Below are 22,682 nucleotides of genomic sequence, written 5' to 3'. Positions count from 1 at the left end.
GTATTGATGCCACGCCTCCGGCGCGGCGGGTCGTGCGGCTTCGACTCCCGCCCTTCCCTCGTCACTCCAGTCGCTTCGCTCCCTACGCTCCTCAGTCCAGGCCGGGAGGCCGCATGACCAGGGTCCTGGTGATCGACGACGAACCGCAGATCGTCCGGGCTTTGCAGATCAACCTGAAGGCGCGCGGGTACGAGGTGCATCTGGCCGGCACCGGTACGTCGGCCCTGAAGGTGGCGGCGCAGCACCCGCCGGAGCTGGTGATCCTCGACCTGGGGTTGCCGGACTTCGACGGTGTCGACGTGATCCGCGGCCTGCGCGGCTGGACCGAGGCGCCGATCCTGGTGCTGTCCGGGCGCACCGACAGCACCGACAAGGTCGAGGCGCTGGACGCCGGCGCGGACGACTACGTGACCAAGCCGTTCGGGATCGACGAGCTGCTGGCGCGGATGCGCGCCGTACTCCGCCGGAGCAACATCGCGCAGGACCAGCCGGTGGTGACGGTCGGCGGCGCCACCGTCGACCTGGCGGCGAAGCGGGTCACCCTCGAGACCGGCGAGGACATCCGCCTCACCCCGACCGAGTGGCACCTGCTCGAGGTCCTGATCCGCCACCCCGGCAAGCTGATGTCGCAACGCCAGCTCCTGACCGAGGTCTGGGGCCCCGGCTACGAAACCGCCAGCGGCAACCTGCGCTTCTACATGGGCCAGCTCCGCCGCAAACTCGAAGAAGACCCAGCCCGCCCCAAGCACCTCCTCACCGAACCAGGCATGGGCTACCGCTTCGAGCCCTGATCCGTGCAGAAGGACTGGAAGTAGTCGGTTCAGCGACCCCTATGCCGGTGGTACTCAGGCGTGCGGTGGGATCTACGTAGACGACTACGTCCTGTTCTTCTGCACGGCGTCAGCGTGGTGTGAGGCGGTGAGGTGGGGTCAGACGCCCTGGCTGACGGTGACCAGGGTTGAGGCGGATTTGGCGGCCGGCTCGTTGGCGCGGATACGGAAGCGGAGGCGGCAGACGATCGCGTCGGTGTCGCGGCGGAGGGCGTGGGCGAGCAGGGCGCCGCGGTGGTTCTGCAGCAGGCGCTGCCACCGGGGCCGGCTTCGACACCCGATCCTCACAGCATCCTCATGCCGCCCGCACGGACTTCAACACACGCCTCATGCCGGTGTCCGATTCGTTCAAGACGGGCGGTGCGATCTGCGCCAAGGTAGACCCATGGACATCTTCATCGCAGGTCGTGATTTCGTACGGCGGGACGCCCGGCTGCTCGAAAGCCGGCTGTTCGCCACGCTCTTCGAGGACGCCGACCCGCAGGGCGTGGTCGACGCGCTCCGCGGTTATCAGAACGCCGACGGCGGCTTCGGTCACGGCCTGGAGCCGGACAAGCGGTGCCCGGACAGCCTCGCGCTCGACGTGGAGGTCGCGTTCGACACGTTGCTCGCGGCGGGAGCCCGGGACGACCTGATGATCCGCCGGGCCGTCGACTGGCTTGGCCTGACGGCGAATCAGGACGGCGCGGTGTCGCTGTGCGCTCCGGCGGTCGAGGACTATCCCCGCGCCGAGCACATGACCGAATGGACCTACCAGCCCGGCCTCAACCCGACCGCGGGCCTGGTCGGCCGCCTGTACAAACTCGGCTTCGAGCACCCCTGGCGCGAGAAGGCGGGCGCCTGGTGCAGCGCCGAAGTGGCCAGGGGCTTCCCCGAGGACGCCCACGGGATGCGCGAGGTCCTCGAGTTCCTGGAACACACCGACAATGTCGATCTCGATCGCGTCCGCGACTGGCTCCCCAAGCTGCAGTGGTTCCGGGCCGACGCTGCGGACCCGACGTACGGCGTCACCCCGCTGTCCTTCGCCCCCACCCCGGACAGCTTCTGGCGCCCGCTCTTCACCGAGGCCCAACTGGAAGCCCACCTGGACCGCCTGCTCGCGGACCAGCAACCCGACGGCGGCTGGGCCATCACCTGGGAGCCCCCGGGCCCCGCGTCCACCCTCGCGTACCGAGGCATCGTCACCCTCGGCGCACTCCGCACCCTCAAGGCCTACAACCGGCTTTAGGGCCTGTCTCCTAACCGGATTCGGCGGGATGCTCGACCTGGCGGTCGCCCCATTGGGTCATCAGACCGCGGGCGATCTCCAGGTCCTCCCGCAACGAACGGTCGGCGAGATCACTCGGTAGCGCCGACAGCGCGTCGGCCAGCCACGGGCCGACGGCGGCCGGTGCGAGATCCTCAGGCGTCAACCCGGCCAGGCGAATCGCCCGGACCGCGGTGACCAGCTCACTCGCCAGGACTTCCCGCAACGCGTCCAGGAGTTGAGCCGTCAGTACGGCGGCCTGTGGCGCGAAGCTGGCGTGGTGCTCGGCGCCCCGGGACAGGGTCGCCGTACCGAGAGTGGCCGGCTGGGCGGACGACCGGACCGCGGCCAGCGCGTCGTGGGCGACATACTCGATCATCATCACGCCGGAGCTCGCCTCGGCCCCGCTGGCCAGGAACCGGCTGAGCCCGGTGAACTCCGGGTCGACCAGGTTCGCGACCCGGGACGTCGACAGGGTCGCGACGCTGTGCAGGCTGAGCCGGAGCGAGTCGAGGGCGAGCGCGATCGGCATCGCATGCCAGTTGCCGTTGTGCAGCACGGTGTCGCCGGCCACCAGCGGGTTCTCCGCCGAGGCGTTGATGTCGATCCGGATGCTGTTGCCCAGGGCATCCACATGGTCGACGGCCGGGCCGAGCACCTGCGCGAAGGCCCGGAGCCCGAAGGGATCCTGGATCCGGGCCGGTGGCAGCGGCAGGTCGTCCAGGAGACCGCGCATCCGGCGTGCGACCCGGACCTGCCCCGGCTGCGGACGAGCCTCGTGCACGCGGACGTCGTACACCTCGGCGTTGCCGCGGAGGGCGACGTGCGAGAGGGCGCCGACGAGCGGTACGACGTTGATCAGTGTGGTGGCCTCGACGTACGCGAGACAGCACTCGGCCAGCGTGATGGCGTTGCTGGAGAGCAGCGGGAGTGCGCTGGTCCCGTCGATGACATCGCCGAGTGCGAGGCCGAGCTCGGCCAGTGGTCCGAGGTCGCCGGTCCCGATCGCGCCGCCGCGGTGCAGGTCGGGCAGCTCGTCATCGTTGAGCAAGGCAACGATCGCGTCGGCGACGGCCGGCTCGAGCCCGGACCCGCCGGCCGCGAGCTGGTTCACCCGGATCAGCAGCCCGAGCCGGACCACGTCCTTCGGGTACGACGTCGTACCGGTGGTGGAATGCGATCCGAGCAACCGGGCGCCGTGCTCGGGATCGGACGTCAGCACGTCGCGGTTGGCGCCGACCCCGGTCGTCCGCCCGTACACCGGCCGGTACCGGGCGACCTCGGCCACCGCGAGGGCCGACTCGTGCATCCGCTTCCGCGCGTCGTCACCCAGCCGCACCGCCGTCCGCCGCTGCCCGAGCGCCACCGCCTCCAGCGGCGTCAACCCACCACCCGTGAGCTCCACCGGTTCCATGCGCACAGTGTGATCCCCGCCACCGTCCGCACCTAGCACCCTCGCCGGCTCACCGTCTCGAATCCGAGATATTCGGCCGCGGTGTGCAGGTCGACAGGAGGTCATCGGCCCGACGGCACCCCGCCACGCTCAGGCCGCTCCTCGGCAGGCGCTTTCCAAGGGACACGTCCTGTCCAGCTGCACACATCGCCCAACAGAAAGCCCGCCGCCTCGGTCGAGGCGACGGGCTGGAAAAGACCAGGGGTTACTTCTGGCCGTAGCGCTTCTTGAACTTCTCCACGCGGCCCTGGGTGTCCATCACGCGCTGCTGGCCCGTGTAGAACGGGTGGCTGGCGGACGAGATCTCGACGTCGACGACCGGGTAGGTGTTCCCGTCGTGCCACTCGATGGTCTCGTTGCTCTCGCGCGTCGACCCGGTGAGGAAGCTGAAGTTGCCGGACTTGTCCCGGAAGACGACCCGGCGGTAGTCGGGGTGAATGGCGTTCTTCATGCTGCGGTACTTCCTTCCAAGTAGGGGGCGAACGGATCGGTCAGGGGGTGGACCGCTTCATCCGCACGAAGGACACAACCATCCAGGCGCTCCCGTAATTCCCGGACGTCCAGGCCGACCCCGGTGATGGACAGGTACGACGCGCGATCGCCGTACTCGGGGTGCCACTCGAGGGCCGAGCGGGTCTGATGCTGCTGCCCGACCGTGGACCAGCGGTCGGCCGGCAGATCGGCCAGCCACGGACCGAGGACGCCGAGCGCGATATTGGTGCCGAAGCTGTCCCAGCTGAGCCGGTTGCGGTGCTGGGTCGCGATCCACAGCGTCCCCCGGCCACGTGCCGTACCCGCGACCAGATCCTCCAACGCGTCGTACAGCCGCTCGGGGTGGAACGGCCGGTCCGACTGCCAGACGAGCGTCCGCACCGGCCCGTCGTCCTGCGGAGCCGTGATCGACCCCGGCTCGGTCGCGTCCGGAGCTTGCAGGTGTACGCCGAGGAGCCCGGCCGGCGTGGTCCGGACGAGCAGCTGCGGATTGATCGCCCGGACGAGTGCGCGGACGGTGTCGTCGTCGCTGCTGAGGACGGCCGCGTTCGCGTACTCCAGTTGGCGCGCGACCACCTCGGCGATGGCCCGGCCGTCCTCGGCGGCAGTCGGAACACCACGATCCTGGATCAACTGGTCGCCGGTCAGGTCGTCGATGACGCTGCCCGTGTCGACCGTCGTGACGACCGCATCCACCCGGAGTTCCCCGGCGCCGTCCCGGGCGATCTCCTCGGCCAGGGCCTGGGTGTCTCCGGCGGACGGCAGGTCCACGATCGCGACGTCGTACTGCTCGACGGCTGCGATGCTCAGCAGCAACTCGACCAGCGAGCCGCGCATCGCGCAGGAGGCGCACGGGTGGGCCATCCGGATCACCTCGCGGTCGATGACGCCGGTGGCGGTACGGGCGATCCGTACGACGGAGCCCTCGGTCAGCCCGCTGACGTCGTACTCGATCAGGACGCCGGCCGGCCCGGCGGCGGCCAGGGTGTTCCCCGCGACCGCGCCACGGAACTCCTCGTCGACACCCGTCAGCAAGGTCACCGGCAGCATCCGCACTCCCGTCTTATTGAAAACGATAACCAATACAAGGCACCTCTGAACCGGAATAGCCGCCACCCCACCGGTGTTCTACCCAGTGTGGGTCACCCGCCAGGTGATCCAAGGAAAGGACAGTATGGCCAAGCGCAACGACCTCCGCCCGATCGTGAAGCTCCGCAGCACGGCTGGTACCGGCTTCACCTATGTAACGCGCAAGAACCGGCGGAACAATCCCGACCGGCTCGTGATGCGCAAGTACGACCCGTCGGTCCGCCAGCACGTCGACTTCCGCGAAGAGCGGTAAGCCTGCGTGGCGAAGACCAGCAAGATCGTCAAGAACGACCAGCGCAAGCGGATCGTCGCTCTGTACGCCGACCGCCGCGCGGAGCTGAAGCGGATCATCGCGGACCCGCAGTCGACCTTCGAGGCCCGCGGTGATGCGCAGCTGAAGCTGCAGAAGCTCCCGCGCGACGCCAGTCCGATCCGGATCCGCAACCGCGACGCCGCCGACGGCCGCCCCCGCGGCTACCTCCGCAAGGCCGGCATCTCCCGCATCCGCTTCCGCACCATGGCCCACCGAGGCGAACTCCCCGGCATCACCAAGTCTTCCTGGTAACACCCCGATGACTCCCCCGAAGCCCACCCGGCCTCGGGGGAGTCGTCGTACGCGCGGTTCAGCCGTGGAGGCGGCGGGTCAGGGCTGTGGCGGCTTGGCGGATGCGGTGGGCCAGGAGGTGGCGATCGGGTGGGGGTACGGCGTCGGTGCGGAAAGTGACGCTGATGGCGGCGGCCGGGTGGCCGGCGTGGTCGAGGGCAGCGCTGGCGACCGACGCGACGCCGGGGGTGATGAAGGAGTCCTCGACCGCGAAACCCTGGCGTTTCTCGTCCGCCAGGAGGCGGCGGAGCTGGGTGAGGGTCTGCGGTCCGTAGTCGGTGCGTCGTACGAAGCTCTCCGGGGTGGGGAAGAGCGCGCGGACCTGGGCCGGTGGGAGCTCGGCCAGGAGCGCGCGGCCGGATGCGGTGAGGGTGGCGGGGAGTCGTACGCCGACGTCGGTGACCAGCGTGACCGGGCGAGGCGGCTGCTCTTTCAGCAGATAGACGAGCTCACGACCATGCAGTACGCCGAGGTGCGCGGTCTGCCCGACCTCCGCGACCAGCTGGACGAGCAACGGCCGCGCCAGCCGCTCGAGCGGGTCGTGCCGCAGATAGGCGGAACCGATCTCGAACGCGGCCACCCCCAACCCGTACCGCTTCTCCTCGGGCAGGTGGACGACGAAGCCCTCGTCGATCATTGCCCGCAGCAAGTGGTACGTCGACGAGCGCGGCAGGCCGACCGCGGACGCGATGCGCTCCATCGGTACCGGTCCGGGCTGCGTGGCCAGGAACGTCAGCACCCGCAGAGTGCGGGTCGAGGCGGGAACGTTGCCGCTCACAACGGCAGGGTAACCGCCCAGGTCTCAGATTCCGGACGATTGCCGCTTCTTGGCGCGGCCCCGCTTCAACCAGAGCCGCAGACACTCACCCGCCGCGGCCAGTGCGAACAGCCCGCCCGCGACGCCCCAGTCGAAATAGTCGTCGCCGGACACCAGCGAACCGACGACGAGGGACAGGACGCCGAAGAACACCAGCGTCAGCGCGAACCGGATCACAGCGCCTTCTCCGCGGTCCAGGCGCTCGACGACACGCGGTACCCGAGCCACTCGTTCACCGCGAGCATCGGCGCGTTCCCAGCGTCGTTCCCGGTGGATGCGATGCGGAACCCGGCATCCCGGGCCCGCGCCAGCGCGTGCGACTTCACCACCTTCGCCAGCCCACGTCCACGGGCCGACGGGATCGTCCCCGTCAGATTCGACCAGATCATGCTTCGCTCCGGGCCTGCAGTCGTCGTCACAAAGGACAACACGGTGTCGCCGTCGACCACCGCGATACTGAGATCGCGCCGCAGGTCCGGATGGTTCCAATAACTTTCCAGCCACTCGTCGTACGCCGGACCGCCCGAAAGACCACTGGGGTCGTCGTCGCGCACGGCGGCCTCGGCCAAGTAGACCTGCCGCGGATCCACCTGCTCGTAGTCGACAATGCGAAGCCCGGACGGTGCCGCGACCGGTTCGCGGGCCGCGCTCAGCTCCGCCTTCGAATGGCTCATCCGGCGGCCGATGATGAAGCCACGCCGGGTCGCGAATCCCTTCGACTCGTCGTCATCGCCGACCACGACCAGCAATCGTGCCGCGCCGGCTTCGGCGGCACCCGCAGTGACATGCTCGAGCAGCGCGCTCCCGATCCCGAGCCGCCGCGACGCGGGCGCCACGTGGACGGTGATCCGTACGCGCGGTGCCTGTTCCGCCGGGTCGGGCAGATAGATGTTCGCGTAGCCGACCACCTCCGGGCCGTCGACCGCGACCAGGACGACGCGGCTCTTCGCACGGCGAAGTCCGGCTGCGACGCCGCGGGCCGTCATCACCAGTTGCGGCATCGTGACAGCCCAGAGCCGGGCGATTCCGGCCGCGTCCTCCGGGGCCGCCGTCCGGATCTCGAACACCATTCCTGAACTCTAAGGCGGCCGAGGGTTCACAGATGTCTGAGATCCGAGACAGAAAGTGCACGGTGCCGCTGTCGGTTGCGGGTGCCGCGCGGTGCAATGTTCGAGTGGAAGAGACCAGCAAGGTAACCGTCGGCGTCGGGCCGTTGACACCGGCCGACGTGGTCGCGGTGGCACGGCACGGAGCCCGGGTGGAGATCGACGACCAGGCCCTCGAGGAGATCGCGAAGTCACGCGCCGCGATCGAGGCCCTGGCCCACGCGGACACCCCGCACTACGGGGTCTCGACCGGCTTCGGCGCGCTCGCGACCCGGCACATCGCGCCCGAGCTGCGCGCCCAGTTGCAGCGCAGCCTGGTCCGGTCGCACGCGGCCGGCTCCGGCCCCGAGGTGGAGACAGAAGTGGTACGGGCGCTCGCCCTGCTGCGACTGTCGACCCTCGCCACCGGCCGCACCGGCGTGAAGGTCGAGACTGCCCAGGCGTACGCCGGTCTGCTCAATGCACACCTGACTCCGGTGGTCCACGAATACGGCAGCCTCGGCTGCTCCGGCGACCTCGCACCGCTGGCCCACGTCGCGCTCGCCGTGATGGGCGAAGGCCCCGTGAGAGATGCCGAGGGCAACCTTCTCGACGCCCGCGACGCGCTGCCCGCCCACGGGCTGACGCCGGTCGTGCTGGCCGAGAAGGAAGGCCTCGCGCTGATCAACGGCACCGACGGCATGCTCGGCATGCTGGTGCTCGCGCTCGCCGACCTCGACCGTCTCTTCAAGACCGCCGACATCGCCGCCGCGATGAGCGTCGAAGGGCAGCTCGCCACCGACCGGGTGTTCGCCGCGGACCTGCAGGCCCTGCGTCCGCAGCCCGGCCAGGCGCTCGCCGCCGCCAACCTGCGCGCGATCCTCGCCGACAGCGCGATCGTCGCCAGCCATCGCGGCCCGGACTGCAACCGCGTCCAGGACGCCTACTCCTTGCGCTGCTCTCCGCAAGTGCACGGCGCCGCCCGCGACACCGCCGCCCACGCGGCCACCGTCGCGGGATATGAGTTGGCCGCCGCGATCGACAACCCGGTCGTCCTCCCCGACGGACGGGTCGAGTCCAACGGCAACTTCCATGGCGCCCCGGTCGGCTATGTGCTCGACTTCCTCGCGATCGCCGTGGCGGATGTGGCCAGCATCAGCGAACGCCGTACCGACCGCTTCCTCGACGTCGCGCGCAACCACGGGCTGAACGCCTTCCTGGCCGACGATCCCGGTGTCGACAGTGGTCACATGATCGCGCAGTACACGCAGGCCGCGATCGTGTCCGAGCTGAAGCGGCTCGCCGTGCCGGCCAGTGTGGACTCCATCCCGAGCAGCGCGATGCAGGAGGACCACGTCTCGATGGGCTGGTCGGCCGCCCGCAAGCTGCGCAAGTCGATCGACGGGCTCCAGCGGGTGCTCGCGATCGAGATCCTGACCGCCGCGCGGGCGCTGGACCTGCGTGCGCCACTGACCCCGGCTCCGGCCACCGCCGCCGTCCGGGCCGCCCTCCGGGAGTACGTCGAGGGGCCGGGCACCGACCGGCATCTCGCCCCCGAGCTCGAGCACTCCGTCCGGCTTGTTGCCGACGGCACCTACCTGTCCGCAGCCGAGGCCGTCGCCGGCCCACTGTCCTAGAAAGGCTGGATCACCCATGTCCGGACCTCGTCCTGTCCGCGCGCCCCGCGGTACCACCCTCACCGCCCGCGGTTGGCAGCAGGAAGCCGCGTTGCGGATGCTGCAGAACAACCTCGACCCCGAGGTCGCCGAGCACCCCGACGAACTGGTCGTGTACGGCGGTTCCGGCAAGGCGGCCCGGGACTGGAACTCGTTCGACGCGATGGTCCGGACGCTGACCACGCTGAAGGACGACGAGACGATGCTGGTGCAGTCCGGTAAGCCGGTCGGCGTCATGCAGACCCACGAGTGGGCGCCGCGCGTACTGATCGCAAACTCGAACCTGGTCGGCGACTGGGCCACCTGGGAGGAGTTCCGCAAACTCGAGGCGATGGGCTTGACCATGTACGGCCAGATGACGGCCGGCTCGTGGATCTACATCGGCACGCAGGGCATCCTGCAGGGCACGTACGAGACGTTCGGCGCGGTCGCGGAGAAGAAGTTCGGCGGTTCGCTGGCGGGCACCATCACGCTCACCGCGGGCCTCGGTGGCATGGGTGGCGCGCAGCCGCTGGCCGTCACGATGAACGACGGCGTCGCGATCTGCATCGACGTCGACTCCAGCCGGATCGACCGCCGGATCGAGCACCGGTATCTCGATGTCCGCGCCAAGTCACTGGACGACGCGCTGCGGCTGGCCGAGGAGGCCAAGAAGGCGCGGCGGCCGCTGTCGATCGGTGTCCTGGGCAACGCCGCGGTCATCGTGCCGGAGCTGCTGCAGCTGGGCGCGCCGATCGATATCGTCACCGACCAGACCTCCGCGCACGACCCGCTGATGTATCTGCCGGTGGGCATCGACTTCGACGACTGGGCCACCGCCCGCGAGAAGGACCCGGCCGGCTTCACCGAGCGCGCGCGGGCCTCGATGGCCCGGCACGTCGCCGCGATGGTCGGCTTCCAGGACGCGGGGGCCGAGGTGTTCGACTACGGCAACTCGATCCGCGACGAGGCCCGCAAGGCCGGGTACTCCCGGGCGTTCGAGTTCCCCGGCTTCGTGCCGGCGTACATCCGGCCCTTGTTCTGTGAGGGAAAGGGCCCGTTCCGGTGGGCCGCGCTGTCCGGCAACCCGGCCGACATCGCGAAGACGGACCAGGCGATCCTGGACCTGTTCCCGGACAACGAGCACCTGCGGCGCTGGATCACGCTGGCCGGCGAGCGGGTCGCGTTCCAGGGGCTGCCGGCAAGGATCTGCTGGCTGGGCCAGGGCGAGCGGGACAAGGCCGGGGTGCGGTTCAACGACATGGTCGCCTCCGGTGAGCTCGAGGCGCCGATCGTGATCGGCCGGGACCACCTGGACACCGGCAGCGTCGCGTCGCCGTACCGGGAGACCGAAGGCATGCTGGACGGCTCGGACGCGATCGCGGACTGGCCGTTGCTGAACGCAATGGTGAACGTGGCCAGCGGCGCGTCCTGGGTGTCGATCCACCACGGCGGCGGCGTCGGCATCGGCCGGTCCATCCACGCCGGCCAGGTATCGGTTGCCGATGGCACCGACCTGGCCCGGCGGAAGCTGGAGCGGGTCCTCACCAACGACCCGGCGATGGGCGTCATCCGGCACGTCGACGCCGGCTACGACAAGGCAGTAGAGGTCGCCGACGAACGAGGGGTCAGGATCCCGATGCGGGAGAGCTGACTCCCCTGATCGGGGCGGAGCGACGGGGCTGGAGATAGCACAGTGCGACCGTGGCAATGCCTACCGCTATGGTGCACTTTCTCGGGGATCGAGAAACCGTGCGATCACGTGGCATCGGTCTCGCGGTCCGCTAGGGTCGATCGGGCGACCGACGACGAGCGCGAAGGGGCGCAATGATCGAGTTCGAGGACGTCACCAAGCGGTATCCGGACGGCACCGTCGCCGTCGACACCCTGTCCCTGCGGATCCCGAGCAACCAGATCACCGTGTTCGTCGGGCCGTCCGGCTGCGGCAAGACCACGTCCCTGCGGATGATCAACCGCACGATCGAACGCACCAGCGGCCGCATCTCGATCGACGGCGAGAACATCAACAGCAAGGACCCTGTCACGCTGCGGCGCGGCATCGGGTACGTGATCCAGCACGCCGGCCTGTTCCCGCACAAAACCGTCGTCGACAACGTCGCCACCGTGCCGAAGCTGCTTGGCTGGGACAAGCGCCGGACCCGCGACACCGCGATGGAGCTGCTCGAGCGCGTCGGTCTGGATCTCAAGCTGGCCGAGCGGTATCCGGCCCAGCTGTCGGGTGGCCAACAGCAACGAGTCGGCGTCGCCCGTGCCCTGGCGGCCGATCCGGCCATCATGCTGATGGACGAGCCGTTCAGTGCTGTCGACCCGATCGTGCGGCACCAGTTGCAGGAAGAGCTGCTCCGGCTGCAGCGCGACATCGGCAAGACCATCGTGTTCGTCACCCACGACATCGACGAGGCGATCAAGCTCGGCGACAACGTCGCCGTACTGAAGGTCGGCGGCAAGCTGGCCCAGTTCGCCCCGCCCGCGGAGCTGCTGGCCAACCCGGTCGACGACTTCGTCCGTGGGTTCGTCGGACAGGATCGTGGTTACCGGGCTCTCACGTTCGTGCATCCCGACGAGTTGCCGGTCAAGCCGTTGCCACCTGAGCTCGCGTTGAAGGACGGCGTACCGGTCGGCTGGCGCAACGGCAGCGCGGAGACGTTGCTGCCGGTCGGCGCGGTCTTCAAGCGAGGTGACTCGCTCCGCGCCGCCCTCGACTCCGTCCTGACCTCCCCGAGCGGGTTGGGCGTCTGCGTCGACGACGAAGGCCGTGCCATCGGCGTAGTCGACCAGGGCACCGTAGCCGAGGCGTTACGCCCATGAGTGTGCACATGGCCGCGCCGCCGGCGCGGCGGTCATGGGGCCTTAACTCCCGGCCTTCCTTCGTCGTTCCAGTCGCTTCGCTCCCTACACTCCTCAGTCCAGGCCGGGAGACCCCATGACATGGATCGGCGACAACTCCGGGCTCATCTGGGAGCAGTTGCGCGAACACATCTACCTGTCGATCGTCCCGGTGATCCTCGGGCTGATCATCGCGGTGCCGCTCGGGTACATCGCCACGCGGTACGGGTGGCTGGCCAACCCGTTGGTCGCGCTCGGCGGCGTGCTGTACTCGCTGCCGTCGATCGCGCTGTTCATCGTGATCCCGGCGGTCCTCGGCACCAAGGTGCTGTCCACGGTCAACATCATCGTCGCGCTGACCCTCTATACGGTCTCCCTGCTGATCCGCAACGTGATCGACGGACTTCGCTCCGTACCGGCCGAGGTGCGGCAGTCGGCGATCGCGGTCGGGTACAGCCCGTTGCATCGGCTGATCGCGGTCGACCTGCCGATCGCCGTACCGGTGATCTTCGCCGGCCTGCGGGTGGTCACCGTGGCGAACATCTCGATGGTCAGCGTCGGCGCGGTGATCGGCATCGGCGGCCTGGGAGAGCTGTTCACCCTCGGCTTCCAGAAGGACTTCCTCACCCCGGTGGTGGTCGGCGTGGTGCTGTCGCTGCTGCTGGCGCTGTGTGCCGACCTGATCATCGTCACGTTGCAGCGGATCCTGACTCCGTGGGCGCGCGTCGCGACTCCGGTGGCGGGGGTGGCCTGACATGTGGCAGTACCTCACCGATTCCTACAACTGGTCCGGCAACGAGGGGATCTGGGCGCGGATCGTCCAGCACCTCTGGTACACGTTCGCCGCGCTCGGGCTGTCCGCGGTGATCGCGCTGCCGATCGGCCTGCGGATCGGCCACACCCGGCGCGGCGCGTTCCTGGCGATCAACCTGGGCAACGCCGCCCGCGCCCTGCCGAGCCTCGGCCTGCTGATGATCGCCGTCCTGCTGACCAACGACATCGGCTTCCTGCCGGTGCTGATCGCGCTGGTCGCCCTCGGCGTCCCGCCGATCCTGGCCTCGACGTACGCCGGTGTGTCCGGTGTCGATCCGGCCACGATCGACGCGGCCCGGGGGATGGGGATGACCGGCCGGGAGATCCTGACCAAGGTGGAGATCCCGATCGCGCTGCCGCTGATCATCTCCGGCCTGCGCAGCGCCACCCTGCAGATCGTCTCGACAGCGACGATCGCCGCACTGGTGTCGCTCGGTGGTCTCGGGCGCTATGTGGTCGACGGGCTCAAGCTCCGCGACTTCCCGCAGATGTTCACCGGCGCCCTGCTGGTGGCCCTGCTCGCCATCGGGCTCGACGCGATCTTCGCGGCGATCAGCCGGCTCACGGTGTCGGAGGGCCTGAAGGCCAGGTGACCGGTTTTGTCCGACGTATCTGATGAACTTGACGATCTGATGAATCTGCTGAACCGCCCCAACGAAACATCCATCGCCACCGGCCGGTGGCTGACGAGACTCTGGAGGCTCTCGTGTTGAGATCCACACTCATCCGTACTGCGATCGCCGGGGTGGCGGTGCTCGGCCTGGCTGGTTGCGGGGGTGGGGGCGACCAGCTCGGCAGCGACAACGCGGGCTCCTCGCCCGCGCCGTCCAAGGTGTCGAGTATCACCGTCGGGTCCGCCGACTTCTCCGAGAGCCAGCTGCTGGCGGAGATCTACGGGCAGGCGATCGCCGCCAAGGGAATCGAGGTGAAGAAGAAGCCGAACATCGGCAACCGTGAGACCTACATGGCCGCGATCAAGGACGGCTCGGTCGACCTGGTCCCGGAGTACACCGGTGCCTCGCTGGCCTACTTCGACAAGAACTCCACCGAGACCGACCCGGAGAAGGCGTACGACGCCCTGAAGAAGGCGCTCACGCCCGGGCTCGAGGTGCTGGACAAGTCGCCGGCCGCCGACGAGGACACCATCGTGGTGACCAAGGCGACCGCGGACAAGTACAGCCTGAAGTCGCTGGCCGACCTGAAGCCGGTCGGCAAGGAGATGGTCGCTGGCGGTAGCTCGGAGTTCAAGGTCCGGTCCGCCGGCCTGAAGGGCCTGAAGGAGAAGTACGGCGTCGAGTTCAAGGAGTACAAGACGCTGGACGCCGGTGGCCCGCTGAGCATCAAGGCGCTGCTGGACAACCAGATCCAGCTGACGAACCTGTTCACCACCCAGTCGGTCATCAAGGAGCAGGGCCTGGTCCAGCTGGACGACCCGGAGCACATCCTGCCGCCGAACAACATCGTTCCGTTGATCCGGACCGACCACAAGTCGGACGAGATCGCGGCAACGCTGAACGCGGTCGACGCCAAGCTGACCACCGACACGCTGACCGACCTGGTCAAGCGCATCGACGTCGGCAAGGAGAGCGCGGACGCGGTGGCCAAGGACTGGCTGTCCAAGAACCCGCTGTCTTGAGTTTCGAATCCCTGTGGGCGGCCCTGTCCGCCATCGGCCGTGACCCCGACACCGGCGGCTACCACCGAGGCGGCTGGACCCCCACCGAACGCGACGCGACGCACTGGTTCCACGACCAGTGCGTCGCCCGCGGGCTGCAGGTCGAGTCAGACGGCATCGGCAACCTCGTCGCCTGGTGGGACCCGCTGGACCGGCGTAGCGAGGCGGCCGGAGGGCCGGCTTCCCGCCCGGGCATCGTCACCGGGAGCCACCTGGACTCGGTGATCGACGGCGGGGCTTTCGACGGGCCGCTCGGGGTGGTGTCCGCGCTGGCCGCGGTCGATCAGTTGCGGGCGGAGGGGTTCGTGCCGTCGGTGCCGATCGGAGTCGGGGCCTTTGTCGAGGAGGAGGGGTCGCGGTTCGGGATGCCTTGCTTGGGGTCCCGGGTGGCGGCTGGGGTGTTGCCGGCCTCGAAGGCTCTTGCATTGGAGGACCGCACAGGGGTGACGCTGGCCGCGGCGCTCGAGGCGGCGGGGACGGATCCCGCCGGAGTCGGGCCGTCGCCGTTGCTCGAGCGGATGGGGACGTTCATCGAGTTGCATGTGGAGCAGGGGCGGGGGCTGACGGCTCCGGTGGGGGTGGCCAGTTCGATCTGGCCGCATGGAAGGTATCGGTTCACCTTCGGCGGGGAGGCCAATCACGCCGGTACGACGCTGATGGAGGATCGGCACGACCCGATGCTCACCTACGCGATGACCGCGCTGGCCGCGAACAAGCAGGCCCGCCTCGCCGGTGCCCGCGCGACGTTCGGGCGACTGTCCGTGGAGCCCAACGGCACCAACGCCGTACCGTCACAGGTCACCGCCTGGCTGGACGCCCGCGCCGCCACCGACGAGATCCTGCAGTCGTTGCTCGCAGCAATCACCAAGCAGGCCACCGAGCGGGCCGAGCGGGACGGTACGACGCTCGAGGTGGTCGCCGAATCGGTGTCGCCGATCGTCGACTTCCCGACCGGACTGCGGGACCGGCTGGTCGGCGTACTGAATGGTGCGCCCGTGCTCCCGACCGGTGCCGGCCACGACGCCGGGGTGTTCTCCGCGGCCGGCATCCCGACCGCGATGCTCTTCGTCCGGAACCCGACCGGCGTGTCCCATTCACCCGCCGAGTACGCCGAGCTGGACGACTGTCTCGCCGGCGTCGACGCGCTGGCCGCCGTACTGAAGGATCTCGCCACGTGACCTCGTACTGGTGCTCGACCGCCCTGCTGCCAACCGGCATCACCCGGGGCGTGCTGGTGACGGTCGCCGACGGGCGGTTCGCTTCCATCGAGACCGGTGCGGATCCGGGCGACGCCGTACGGCTGGACGGCCTGGTGCTCCCAGGGCTGGCCAACTGTCACAGTCACGCGTTCCACCGGGCGCTCCGCGGTCGGACGCAGACCGAGCGCGGCACCTTCTGGACCTGGCGCGACCAGATGTACGCCGTCGCCGCGGCACTCACCCCGGACACGTACTACGACCTCGCCCGCGCCGTCTACGGCGAGATGCTGCTCGCCGGGATCACCGCGGTCGGCGAGTTCCACTACCTGCATCATGCCCCGGGCGGCCGCCACTACGACGACCCGAACGCGATGGGTACGGCGCTGATCGCGGCGGCTCGCGACGTCGGGATCCGAATCGCCTTGCTGGACACGTGTTACCTCGCCGGCGGCATCGACCAACCGCTCAGCGAGGTGCAGCAACGCTTCAGCGACGGCGACGCCGCGAGCTGGGCCGCGCGGGTCTCGTCGCTGTCCGGATCCGATGACGTCGTGATCGGTGCGGCGGCGCATTCGGTCCGCGGGGTGCCGCCGGAGCAGATCGGTGCGGTCGCGTCGGCGTTTCCCGACGTACCACTCCATGTGCACCTGTCCGAGCAGGTCGCGGAGAACGCTGCCTGCCTCGAGGCGTACGGCCGGACGCCCGCGCAGGTGCTCGATGAGGCCGGGTTCCTCAGCGGCCGGACGAGCGCCGTCCACGCGACTCACCTCACCGATGTCGATGTGCGGCTGCTCGGCAGCTCGGCGACGTACTCGTGCTTCTGCCCGACCACCGAGCGGGACCTGGCCGACGGGATCGGCCCGTCGGTGGCGCTGCGCGACGCCGGCTCGCCGTTGACCCTCGGGTCCGACAGCCACGCGGTGATCGACCTGTTCGAGGAGATGCGGGCGGTGGAACTGGACGAGCGGCTCGCCGCCCAGGAGCGCGGCCACTGGTCGGCATCGGAACTCCTCAAAGCCGCAACAGCCGATGGGCACCGGTCGATCGGGTTCGACGACGCCGGCGTGATCGCGGTCGGCGCCCGCGCCGACCTGGTCGCGGTCCGGTTGGACAGCGTGCGTACGGCGGGAACCGGTGGGACTGTGGAGACAGCGGTGTTCGCGGCATCGGCTGCCGATGTGAGCGATGTGATTGTTTCCGGCAAGCATATGGTTGCTGATAGCAAGCATGCGAACCTTGATGTGGCGGCTGAGCTGGCGGCCTCGATCGCGGCGGTGACACGGTGACTTCTCTGCTCTTGACGGGTATCGGTTCGCTGGTGACCAACGACCCAGCGCGTGGCGACCTGCTCGGCGAGCTGCACGACGCGGCCCTGGTGATCGAGGGCAGCAGGGTCGCCTGGGTCGGCTCCCGGCGCGAGGCGCCCGCAGCTGATGAGGTCTTGGAGGTGGGTGGGCGGGCAGTGATCCCCGGGTTCGTGGACTCGCACTCGCATCTGGTGTTCGCCGGCGACCGGGCCGAGGAGTTCGCGGCCCGCATGACGGGTACGCCGTACTCCGCCGGCGGGATCCGGACCACGGTGGCGGCGACCCGGCAGGCCACGGACGAACAGCTGACGGCGAACGTCGCCCGGCTGGTGGCGGAGATGCGGCGCCAGGGGACGACGACGGTCGAGATCAAGTCTGGGTACGGGCTGACGGTCGGCGACGAGGCGCGGGCGCTGGAGATCGCGGGGCACTTCACCGACGAGACGACGTACCTCGGGGCGCACGTCGTACCCGCCGAGTATGCCGACGATCCGGCGGGCTACGTGTCGCTGGTGACCGGGCCGATGCTCGATGCGGTCGCGGGGCACGCCAAGTGGATCGATGTCTTCGTGGAGCGCGGTGCCTTCGACGAGGACCAGGGCCGCGCGATCCTCGAGGCCGGCCTGGCCCGCGGCCTGCAGGCCCGCGTCCACGCCAACCAGCTCGGCGAGGGCCCCGGGGTCCAGCTGGCGTGCTCGGTCGGAGCCGCAGCGGCCGACCACTGCACCTATCTCACCGACGCCGACGTCGACGCCTTGGCTTCCGCGGGTGTGGTCGCCGGGCTCCTCCCGGCGATCGAGTTCTCCACGCGTTCGCCGTACCCCAACGCCCGGCGCCTCCTCGACGCCGGCGTCACGGTAGCCCTGGCCACCGACTGCAATCCCGGATCCGGCTACTCCTCGTCGATGCCGTTCTGCATCGCCCTGGCCGTCCGCGAGATGCATATGACCCCCGCCGAGGCCCTTTGGTCCGCGACAGCAGGCGGCGCGGCGTCCCTCCGCCGGAGTGACATTGGTCACCTAACCCCCGGCGCCCAAGCAGACCTGACCATCCTCAACGCCCCCACCCACCTACACCTCTCCTACCGCCCGGGCGTACCCCTGATCTCCCAGAGCTTCGCCCGTGGACGGCCGGTCTGATCGAGCGGACGCTCAGGCCATCACATCTCGTCACCCAGCCAGCGGCTCCCGCGTGCGACCGCGGATCTCGGGCACATTGTGATGGCGTGGCGGTCCGGCCACCGCCTCCCGGATCGCGATCACAACCCATTCCCGGTCGAACATCACGTCCTCCCAGGAGAACCGGAGAAGCCGCCACCCGCAGAGGGTCAGGCTGACCTGGCGACGACAGTCACGCGTCAGCGCGGCCCGGGTGCTGTGGAAGGCGAACCCATCCGCCTCGAGAGCGATCAGCAGCCGGGGGTGTCCGAGGTCGACCCGAGCCGAGAAGGTGCCGTCCCGGACCACGACCTGCGGTTCGAAACCGTCGATACCCGCCTCGATCAGGATCGATCGGAGAACGGACTCCAAGGGCGACTCCGCTCGACCGTCCGCGGCGGCCGCGACTCGTCGGGCCCGGCGGGAACCAGGACCGGTGAGCTCGGCCGCCGCGATCAACAGCTGCCCGCGGTCTACCGCGCCAAGTCGCAGCGCCGAGTCCGCGACCGTGAGGGCGGCCTCGAACGGAAGGGTGCGGGCGCAGTCCAGCACCGTGCGGAGCTTGCCGGTACATCGACCGTCGGACGGGACCTCGTCGGCCCAGTGCAGTTCGCACGGGATCGGGCTCAACCGGCGGTGCTGTCCGCGCGGCACGGTGATCTGTGGTTTGTCCGGCAGGTCGAGCACCGAGAAGCCGTGCAGTCGGGCGGCGCTCAGGTGCGACACGATGCCACCCTGGGCACGCGCCGCGGCGAGCGGGTCCGGCACCGGCGGCAGGGCGTAGACCCCCTTCGCGATCCGGCGGATCGCCCCGTCGGCCAGCGCCGTTCGGATGGTTCGCGCGGAGACAAGCGCTCGAAGCTGGGCGAACGTGGCGGTGCCCTCGCGCCGGTGGAGGACGTCAACGACCTGGGACATCTGACGAGGATGGCGGAAACCGGCCCGCGCCGTCGGAGATTGTCCACAGGCGGACCGCCAGGCCATCACAATCGGCCTCGGACTGGCGGTGCCAGGCGGCGCGGACGGCCAAGCCGGCCGTTGTGATGGCCTGGCGGTCCGGCCGGGCGCACTGATCAGTGGAGGCCTGGTGGGGGCCGCCCGGTCTAGGTCAGGTCTTTGGTGAGGAGGGTTGTGGTGGTGCCGTTGGCCAGGCGTTGTTTGGCTACCTCTACGTAGCCGCGGTTGGTGTGGAAGGCGAGGCCGGCCAGGTCGGGTGGGTCGGTGCGGACCCGGGTGGCGGCGCGCTCGAAGGGTTTGGCGGCGCGTTCGATCGCGCCGTACACCTGCGAGGCGAGGCCCTCGCGGCGGTGCTCGGGGGCGATCACGATCCGTTCGATGAACAGGAAGCGGCTCGCGTACGTGGCCGCGAACCACTGGAACTCGAGGCCGTCGTACGCCGACCCCGGGGTGAAGGTGAGCAGGAAGCCGGCCGGACGGCCGTCGAGGTCGACCACGGCGGCGTGCGCGGCGATCAGGCGGAGCCAGTCAAGGCGGTCCGGGCCGAGTGGTTCGACCAGACCCTCCGCGGTGGCGTTGAGCGCAAGTACCGCGGCGAGGTCAGCGGCGGTCATAGGGCGGAGTCTCACGGTGACACCCTCCCACGGAAAACCTTTTCTGCGGCAGGGGTCAGTTCGGGTGCTCCCTGGCCCGACCCTGGCCGGGACCCGGAAAATGGGGGGCTGCCTTGGGAATGACCTGGCCCATGTGCCATGTTGAGTCTAGTGAACTCAAGTTTGTTCGGTCTGTGCCGTCTTTGCCGGGCTCATCGCCGGCCGGGATTTGAAACCGAGGCGGACGAACGGCAACATTGAGTCTGCATCACTCAACTCTGTGGAGGTAAAGCATGGCCCGCGCGGTCGGTATCGATCTGGGTACGACGAACTCCGTCATCGCCGTACTCGAGGGTGGCGAGCCCACCGTCATCCCCAACGCCGAGGGAGCGCGTACGACGCCCTCGGTGGTGGCCTTCGCCAAGAACGGCGAGGTCCTGGTCGGCGAGGTGGCGAAGCGCCAGGCCACCACGAACGTCGACCGCACCATCCGCTCCGTCAAGCGTCACATGGGCGAGAGCTGGAGCGTCGACATCGACGGCAAGAAGTTCACGCCGCAGCAGATCAGCGCGTTCGTGCTGCAGAAGCTGAAGCGGGACGCCGAGGCGTACCTCGGGGAGCAGGTCACCGACGCGGTCATCACCGTGCCGGCCTACTTCTCCGACGCGCAGCGCCAGGCGACCAAGGAGGCCGGCGAGATCGCGGGCCTGAAGGTGCACCGGATCGTCAACGAGCCGACCGCGGCCGCGCTCGCCTACGGCCTGGACAAGGGCACCGAGCAGACCATCCTGGTCTTCGACCTCGGTGGTGGCACGTTCGACGTGTCGCTGCTGGAGATCGGCGACGGCGTCTTCGAGGTGAAGGCGACCAGCGGTGACAACCACCTCGGTGGTGACGACTGGGACAACCGGATCGTGCAGTGGCTGGTGACCCAGTTCAAGAACAAGAACGGCACCGACCTGTCCAGCGACAAGATGGCCATGCAGCGGCTCACCGAGGCCGCCGAGAAGGCCAAGATCGAGCTGTCGGCCGCGGCCGAGACCACGATCCACCTGCCGTACCTGAGCCTGACCGAGTCCGGCCCGCTGCACCTGGAGGAGAAGCTCTCCCGGGCAGAGTTCCAGAAGATGACCAACGACCTGCTGGAGCGCGCCCGCGCCCCGTTCAAGGCCGTCATCAAGGACGCCGGCATCGACGTCGCGAAGATCGATCACGTGATCCTGGTCGGCGGCTCCACCCGGATGCCCGCGGTGGCCGAGCTGGTCAAGGAGCTGACCGGTGGCAAGGACCCGAACAAGGGTGTGAACCCGGACGAGGTCGTCGCGGTCGGCGCCTCCCTGCAGGCCGGTGTGCTGAAGGGTGAGGTCAAGGACGTCCTGCTGCTCGACGTGACCCCGCTGAGCCTAGGCATCGAGACCAAGGGCGGCGTGTTCACCAAGATCATCGAGCGCAACACCACGATCCCGACCAAGGGCTCGGAGATCTTCACCACGGCCGAGGACAACCAGCCGTCGGTGATGATCCAGGTCTACCAGGGCGAGCGGGAGATGGCGCGCGACAACAAGTCGCTCGGCAACTTCGAGCTGACCGGCCTGCCGCCGGCGCCGCGGAACGTGCCGCAGATCGAGGTCACCTTCGACATCGACGCGAACGGCATCGTGCACGTGAACGCCAAGGACCTGGCCACCGGCAAGGAGCAGCGGATGACGGTCACGGGTGGCTCCGCGCTGCCGAAGACCGACATCGACCAGATGGTCCGCGACGCCGAGCAGTACGCCGAGGAGGACCGGTTGCGCCGCGAGGCGGTCGAGTCCCGCAACCAGGCGGAGAGCTTGGTCTACCAGACCGAGAAGTTCCTGCAGGAGAACGAGGACAAGATCCCCGACGACGTCAAGACCGAGGTCAAGGACGGCGTCGCGGAGCTGAAGAAGGCGCTCGAGGGTGACGACGCCGACGCGATCAAGGCCGCGTCGGAGAAGCTCGCCCAGTCCAGCCAGAAGATGGGTGCCGCGATGTACGCGAACGCCCAGGCCGCCGGCGGTTCCGAGGACAGCAGCTCCGCGTCCGACGAGAGCAGCTCGAGCAGCGACGACGACGTCGTCGACGCCGAGATCGTGGACGAGGACCGGCCGCAGGACAAGACGGAGGACAAGTGACGGATCGACCGACTGGCAGCGAGTTCGGCGACGGCGAGCCCGTCGTCCGGGACAAGCGCCGGATCGACCCGGACACCGGCGCGGCGCGGGAGCCTTCCGAGGCTCCCGCGGCCGGCGCCGCACCGGGCATGCCGGGCACCCCGGGCGCGCAGCCGCCGCGGGACCCGTCCGATCTGATCGGCCCGTCCGCCCAGGAGGCACTGTTGACCGAGGCGCTCGCCGAGCGTACGGCGGACCTGCAGCGACTGCAGGCCGAGTACGTCAACTACAAGCGCCGAGTGGACCGGGACCGGGAGGCTTCGCGGGAGCTCGTGATCGGCTCGGTGCTGACCGAGCTGCTCGGGATCCTGGACGACGTCGGCCGGGCCCGGGAGGCGGGTGAGCTCGAGGGCGCGTTCAAGGCGGTCGCCGAATCGCTGGAACGGGTCACCGAGAAGCTCGGCCTGGTGAAGTTCGGCGAGAAGGGTGACACCTTCGACCCGCGCATCCACGAGGCCCTGCTGCACAACTACTCCGACGAGGTGGACGGTCCGACCGCGACCATGGTCATGCAGCCGGGGTACCGCCTCGGCGAGCGTGTCCTGCGGGCGGCCCGGGTGGCCGTGTCGGAGCCGACCGAGCAACTACCGGCCGACGCCGCGAAGGCCGACGTACCGGTGGAGAGCACAGATGATGACGCGGACAGGTCCGCGGAGTAACGACCACGA

24 protein-coding genes are annotated in these 22,682 nt (G+C 69.3%); 15 read left to right on the top strand and 9 right to left on the bottom strand.

Annotated elements, in window-relative coordinates; all coding sequences use genetic code 11:
* Positions 1–113 precede the first annotated feature (113 nt).
* Complete coding sequence (locus tag OG558_RS09475) at positions 114–791, top strand: response regulator (RefSeq protein ID WP_328524523.1); 678 nt, start codon at positions 114–116, stop codon at positions 789–791.
* A 138-nt stretch (positions 792–929) separates the two neighbouring features.
* On the opposite strand, the gene OG558_RS09470 is transcribed toward OG558_RS09475, so the two are convergent.
* Positions 930–1,118: a hypothetical protein gene (locus OG558_RS09470; RefSeq protein ID WP_405069867.1), complete on the bottom strand. Its 189-nt coding sequence runs from the start codon at positions 1,116–1,118 to the stop codon at positions 930–932.
* A gap of 97 nt (positions 1,119–1,215) precedes the next feature.
* Between OG558_RS09470 and OG558_RS09465 the strand changes: the two genes are divergently transcribed.
* Positions 1,216–2,058 carry a hypothetical protein gene (locus tag OG558_RS09465; RefSeq protein WP_405069866.1) on the top strand — a complete coding sequence of 281 codons (843 nt, stop codon included), beginning with the start codon at positions 1,216–1,218 and terminating at the stop codon, positions 2,056–2,058.
* Positions 2,059–2,068: 10 nt separating this feature from the next.
* Here OG558_RS09465 and OG558_RS09460 read toward each other — a convergent pair whose 3' ends face one another.
* From OG558_RS09460 to OG558_RS09450, 3 genes are all read right to left on the bottom strand, one after another.
* Entirely contained in the window at positions 2,069–3,490 is a 1,422-nt protein-coding gene (locus OG558_RS09460; protein ID WP_405069865.1) for an aromatic amino acid lyase, read from the bottom strand.
* A gap of 244 nt (positions 3,491–3,734) precedes the next feature.
* Complete coding sequence (locus OG558_RS09455) at positions 3,735–3,980, bottom strand: type B 50S ribosomal protein L31 (protein WP_328524519.1); 246 nt, start codon at positions 3,978–3,980, stop codon at positions 3,735–3,737.
* Positions 3,977–5,071: a CobW family GTP-binding protein gene (locus OG558_RS09450; protein ID WP_405069864.1), complete on the bottom strand. Its 1,095-nt coding sequence runs from the start codon at positions 5,069–5,071 to the stop codon at positions 3,977–3,979. The genes OG558_RS09455 and OG558_RS09450 overlap by 4 nt, the downstream gene beginning before the upstream one ends.
* Positions 5,072–5,195: 124 nt before the next feature.
* Between OG558_RS09450 and rpmG the strand changes: the two genes are divergently transcribed.
* Both rpmG and rpsN read left to right on the top strand, forming a co-directional pair.
* The gene (gene rpmG / locus OG558_RS09445; protein ID WP_328524517.1) at positions 5,196–5,363 is read left to right on the top strand and encodes a 50S ribosomal protein L33; all 168 of its coding nucleotides are present in this window, start codon (positions 5,196–5,198) and stop codon (positions 5,361–5,363) included.
* 6 nt (positions 5,364–5,369) lie between these two features.
* Positions 5,370–5,675: a 30S ribosomal protein S14 gene (rpsN, locus tag OG558_RS09440; RefSeq protein WP_405069863.1), complete on the top strand. Its 306-nt coding sequence runs from the start codon at positions 5,370–5,372 to the stop codon at positions 5,673–5,675.
* Positions 5,676–5,733: 58 nt separating this feature from the next.
* On the opposite strand, the gene OG558_RS09435 is transcribed toward rpsN, so the two are convergent.
* The 3 genes from OG558_RS09435 to OG558_RS09425 are packed head-to-tail and all read right to left on the bottom strand — an operon-like array spanning position 5,734 to position 7,601.
* On the bottom strand, positions 5,734–6,492 hold the full coding sequence (locus OG558_RS09435; RefSeq protein ID WP_405069862.1) for an IclR family transcriptional regulator: 759 nt from the start codon (positions 6,490–6,492) through the stop codon (positions 5,734–5,736).
* Between the two features lie 24 nt (positions 6,493–6,516).
* Complete coding sequence (locus tag OG558_RS09430; RefSeq protein ID WP_329482789.1) at positions 6,517–6,708, bottom strand: hypothetical protein; 192 nt, start codon at positions 6,706–6,708, stop codon at positions 6,517–6,519.
* A complete protein-coding gene (locus OG558_RS09425; protein ID WP_405069860.1) occupies positions 6,705–7,601 on the bottom strand; it encodes a GNAT family N-acetyltransferase in 897 nt (298 codons plus the stop codon). Before OG558_RS09425 ends, OG558_RS09430 begins: the two co-directional genes overlap by 4 nt.
* A gap of 32 nt (positions 7,602–7,633) precedes the next feature.
* On the opposite strand from OG558_RS09425, the gene hutH reads away from it, so the two are divergent.
* The 9 genes from hutH to hutI all read left to right on the top strand — a co-directional run bounded on the left by hutH (position 7,634) and on the right by hutI (position 18,251).
* Positions 7,634–9,253: a histidine ammonia-lyase gene (gene hutH / locus OG558_RS09420; protein ID WP_405069859.1), complete on the top strand. Its 1,620-nt coding sequence runs from the start codon at positions 7,634–7,636 to the stop codon at positions 9,251–9,253.
* Between the two features lie 16 nt (positions 9,254–9,269).
* Complete coding sequence (hutU, locus tag OG558_RS09415) at positions 9,270–10,925, top strand: urocanate hydratase (RefSeq protein ID WP_405069858.1); 1,656 nt, start codon at positions 9,270–9,272, stop codon at positions 10,923–10,925.
* A 173-nt stretch (positions 10,926–11,098) separates the two neighbouring features.
* Positions 11,099–12,100: an ABC transporter ATP-binding protein gene (locus OG558_RS09410; protein ID WP_405069856.1), complete on the top strand. Its 1,002-nt coding sequence runs from the start codon at positions 11,099–11,101 to the stop codon at positions 12,098–12,100.
* A 115-nt stretch (positions 12,101–12,215) separates the two neighbouring features.
* Positions 12,216–12,872 (top strand): ABC transporter permease, encoded by a 657-nt coding sequence (locus OG558_RS09405; protein WP_329482784.1) that lies wholly within the window; start codon positions 12,216–12,218, stop codon positions 12,870–12,872.
* Between the two features lies 1 nt (position 12,873).
* A complete protein-coding gene (locus OG558_RS09400) occupies positions 12,874–13,524 on the top strand; it encodes an ABC transporter permease (protein ID WP_405069854.1) in 651 nt (216 codons plus the stop codon).
* A gap of 113 nt (positions 13,525–13,637) precedes the next feature.
* Complete coding sequence (locus tag OG558_RS09395; RefSeq protein WP_329482782.1) at positions 13,638–14,567, top strand: ABC transporter substrate-binding protein; 930 nt, start codon at positions 13,638–13,640, stop codon at positions 14,565–14,567.
* The gene (locus OG558_RS09390) at positions 14,564–15,784 is read left to right on the top strand and encodes an allantoate amidohydrolase (protein ID WP_329482781.1); all 1,221 of its coding nucleotides are present in this window, start codon (positions 14,564–14,566) and stop codon (positions 15,782–15,784) included. The genes OG558_RS09395 and OG558_RS09390 overlap by 4 nt, the downstream gene beginning before the upstream one ends.
* Positions 15,781–17,091 carry a formimidoylglutamate deiminase gene (locus OG558_RS09385; RefSeq protein ID WP_405069853.1) on the top strand — a complete coding sequence of 437 codons (1,311 nt, stop codon included), beginning with the start codon at positions 15,781–15,783 and terminating at the stop codon, positions 17,089–17,091. Before OG558_RS09390 ends, OG558_RS09385 begins: the two co-directional genes overlap by 4 nt.
* Positions 17,088–18,251 carry an imidazolonepropionase gene (hutI, locus tag OG558_RS09380; protein WP_405069852.1) on the top strand — a complete coding sequence of 388 codons (1,164 nt, stop codon included), beginning with the start codon at positions 17,088–17,090 and terminating at the stop codon, positions 18,249–18,251. The genes OG558_RS09385 and hutI overlap by 4 nt, the downstream gene beginning before the upstream one ends.
* A gap of 30 nt (positions 18,252–18,281) precedes the next feature.
* Here the strand turns inward: hutI and OG558_RS09375 are convergent, their stop codons facing one another.
* Entirely contained in the window at positions 18,282–19,187 is a 906-nt protein-coding gene (locus tag OG558_RS09375) for a DUF559 domain-containing protein (protein ID WP_405069851.1), read from the bottom strand.
* A gap of 185 nt (positions 19,188–19,372) precedes the next feature.
* Positions 19,373–19,840, bottom strand: a complete 468-nt coding sequence (locus tag OG558_RS09370) for a GNAT family N-acetyltransferase (RefSeq protein WP_328524504.1) — start codon at positions 19,838–19,840, stop codon at positions 19,373–19,375.
* A gap of 272 nt (positions 19,841–20,112) precedes the next feature.
* Between OG558_RS09370 and dnaK the strand changes: the two genes are divergently transcribed.
* Positions 20,113–21,975: a molecular chaperone DnaK gene (gene dnaK, locus OG558_RS09365; RefSeq protein ID WP_329482777.1), complete on the top strand. Its 1,863-nt coding sequence runs from the start codon at positions 20,113–20,115 to the stop codon at positions 21,973–21,975.
* On the top strand, positions 21,972–22,673 hold the full coding sequence (grpE, locus tag OG558_RS09360; RefSeq protein WP_329482776.1) for a nucleotide exchange factor GrpE: 702 nt from the start codon (positions 21,972–21,974) through the stop codon (positions 22,671–22,673). The genes dnaK and grpE overlap by 4 nt, the downstream gene beginning before the upstream one ends.
* The last annotated feature ends 9 nt before the right edge of the window (positions 22,674–22,682 follow it).

The sequence above is a fragment of the Kribbella sp. NBC_01510 genome (assembly GCF_045040325.1).
GTDB lineage: Bacteria > Actinomycetota > Actinomycetes > Propionibacteriales > Kribbellaceae > Kribbella.
The sequence above is the reverse complement of the archived record's forward strand: the minus strand, read 5'-3'. Positions and strand labels throughout refer to the sequence as shown.

Excerpts from the sequence above, each read along its gene's own strand:
- OG558_RS09475 (WP_328524523.1), top strand. The coding sequence starts at position 114 with ATGACCAGGGTCCTGGTGATCGACGACGAACCGCAGATCGTCCGGGCT.
- OG558_RS09465 (WP_405069866.1), top strand. The coding sequence starts at position 1,216 with ATGGACATCTTCATCGCAGGTCGTGATTTCGTACGGCGGGACGCCCGG.
- OG558_RS09460 (WP_405069865.1), bottom strand. The coding sequence starts at position 3,490 with ATGGAACCGGTGGAGCTCACGGGTGGTGGGTTGACGCCGCTGGAGGCG.
- OG558_RS09455 (WP_328524519.1), bottom strand. The coding sequence starts at position 3,980 with ATGAAGAACGCCATTCACCCCGACTACCGCCGGGTCGTCTTCCGGGAC.
- OG558_RS09450 (WP_405069864.1), bottom strand. The coding sequence starts at position 5,071 with ATGCTGCCGGTGACCTTGCTGACGGGTGTCGACGAGGAGTTCCGTGGC.
- rpmG (WP_328524517.1), top strand. The coding sequence starts at position 5,196 with ATGGCCAAGCGCAACGACCTCCGCCCGATCGTGAAGCTCCGCAGCACG.
- OG558_RS09425 (WP_405069860.1), bottom strand. The coding sequence starts at position 7,601 with ATGGTGTTCGAGATCCGGACGGCGGCCCCGGAGGACGCGGCCGGAATC.
- hutH (WP_405069859.1), top strand. The coding sequence starts at position 7,634 with ATGTCTGAGATCCGAGACAGAAAGTGCACGGTGCCGCTGTCGGTTGCG.
- hutU (WP_405069858.1), top strand. The coding sequence starts at position 9,270 with ATGTCCGGACCTCGTCCTGTCCGCGCGCCCCGCGGTACCACCCTCACC.
- OG558_RS09410 (WP_405069856.1), top strand. The coding sequence starts at position 11,099 with ATGATCGAGTTCGAGGACGTCACCAAGCGGTATCCGGACGGCACCGTC.
- OG558_RS09405 (WP_329482784.1), top strand. The coding sequence starts at position 12,216 with ATGACATGGATCGGCGACAACTCCGGGCTCATCTGGGAGCAGTTGCGC.
- OG558_RS09400 (WP_405069854.1), top strand. The coding sequence starts at position 12,874 with ATGTGGCAGTACCTCACCGATTCCTACAACTGGTCCGGCAACGAGGGG.
- OG558_RS09375 (WP_405069851.1), bottom strand. The coding sequence starts at position 19,187 with ATGTCCCAGGTCGTTGACGTCCTCCACCGGCGCGAGGGCACCGCCACG.
- OG558_RS09370 (WP_328524504.1), bottom strand. The coding sequence starts at position 19,840 with ATGACCGCCGCTGACCTCGCCGCGGTACTTGCGCTCAACGCCACCGCG.
- dnaK (WP_329482777.1), top strand. The coding sequence starts at position 20,113 with ATGGCCCGCGCGGTCGGTATCGATCTGGGTACGACGAACTCCGTCATC.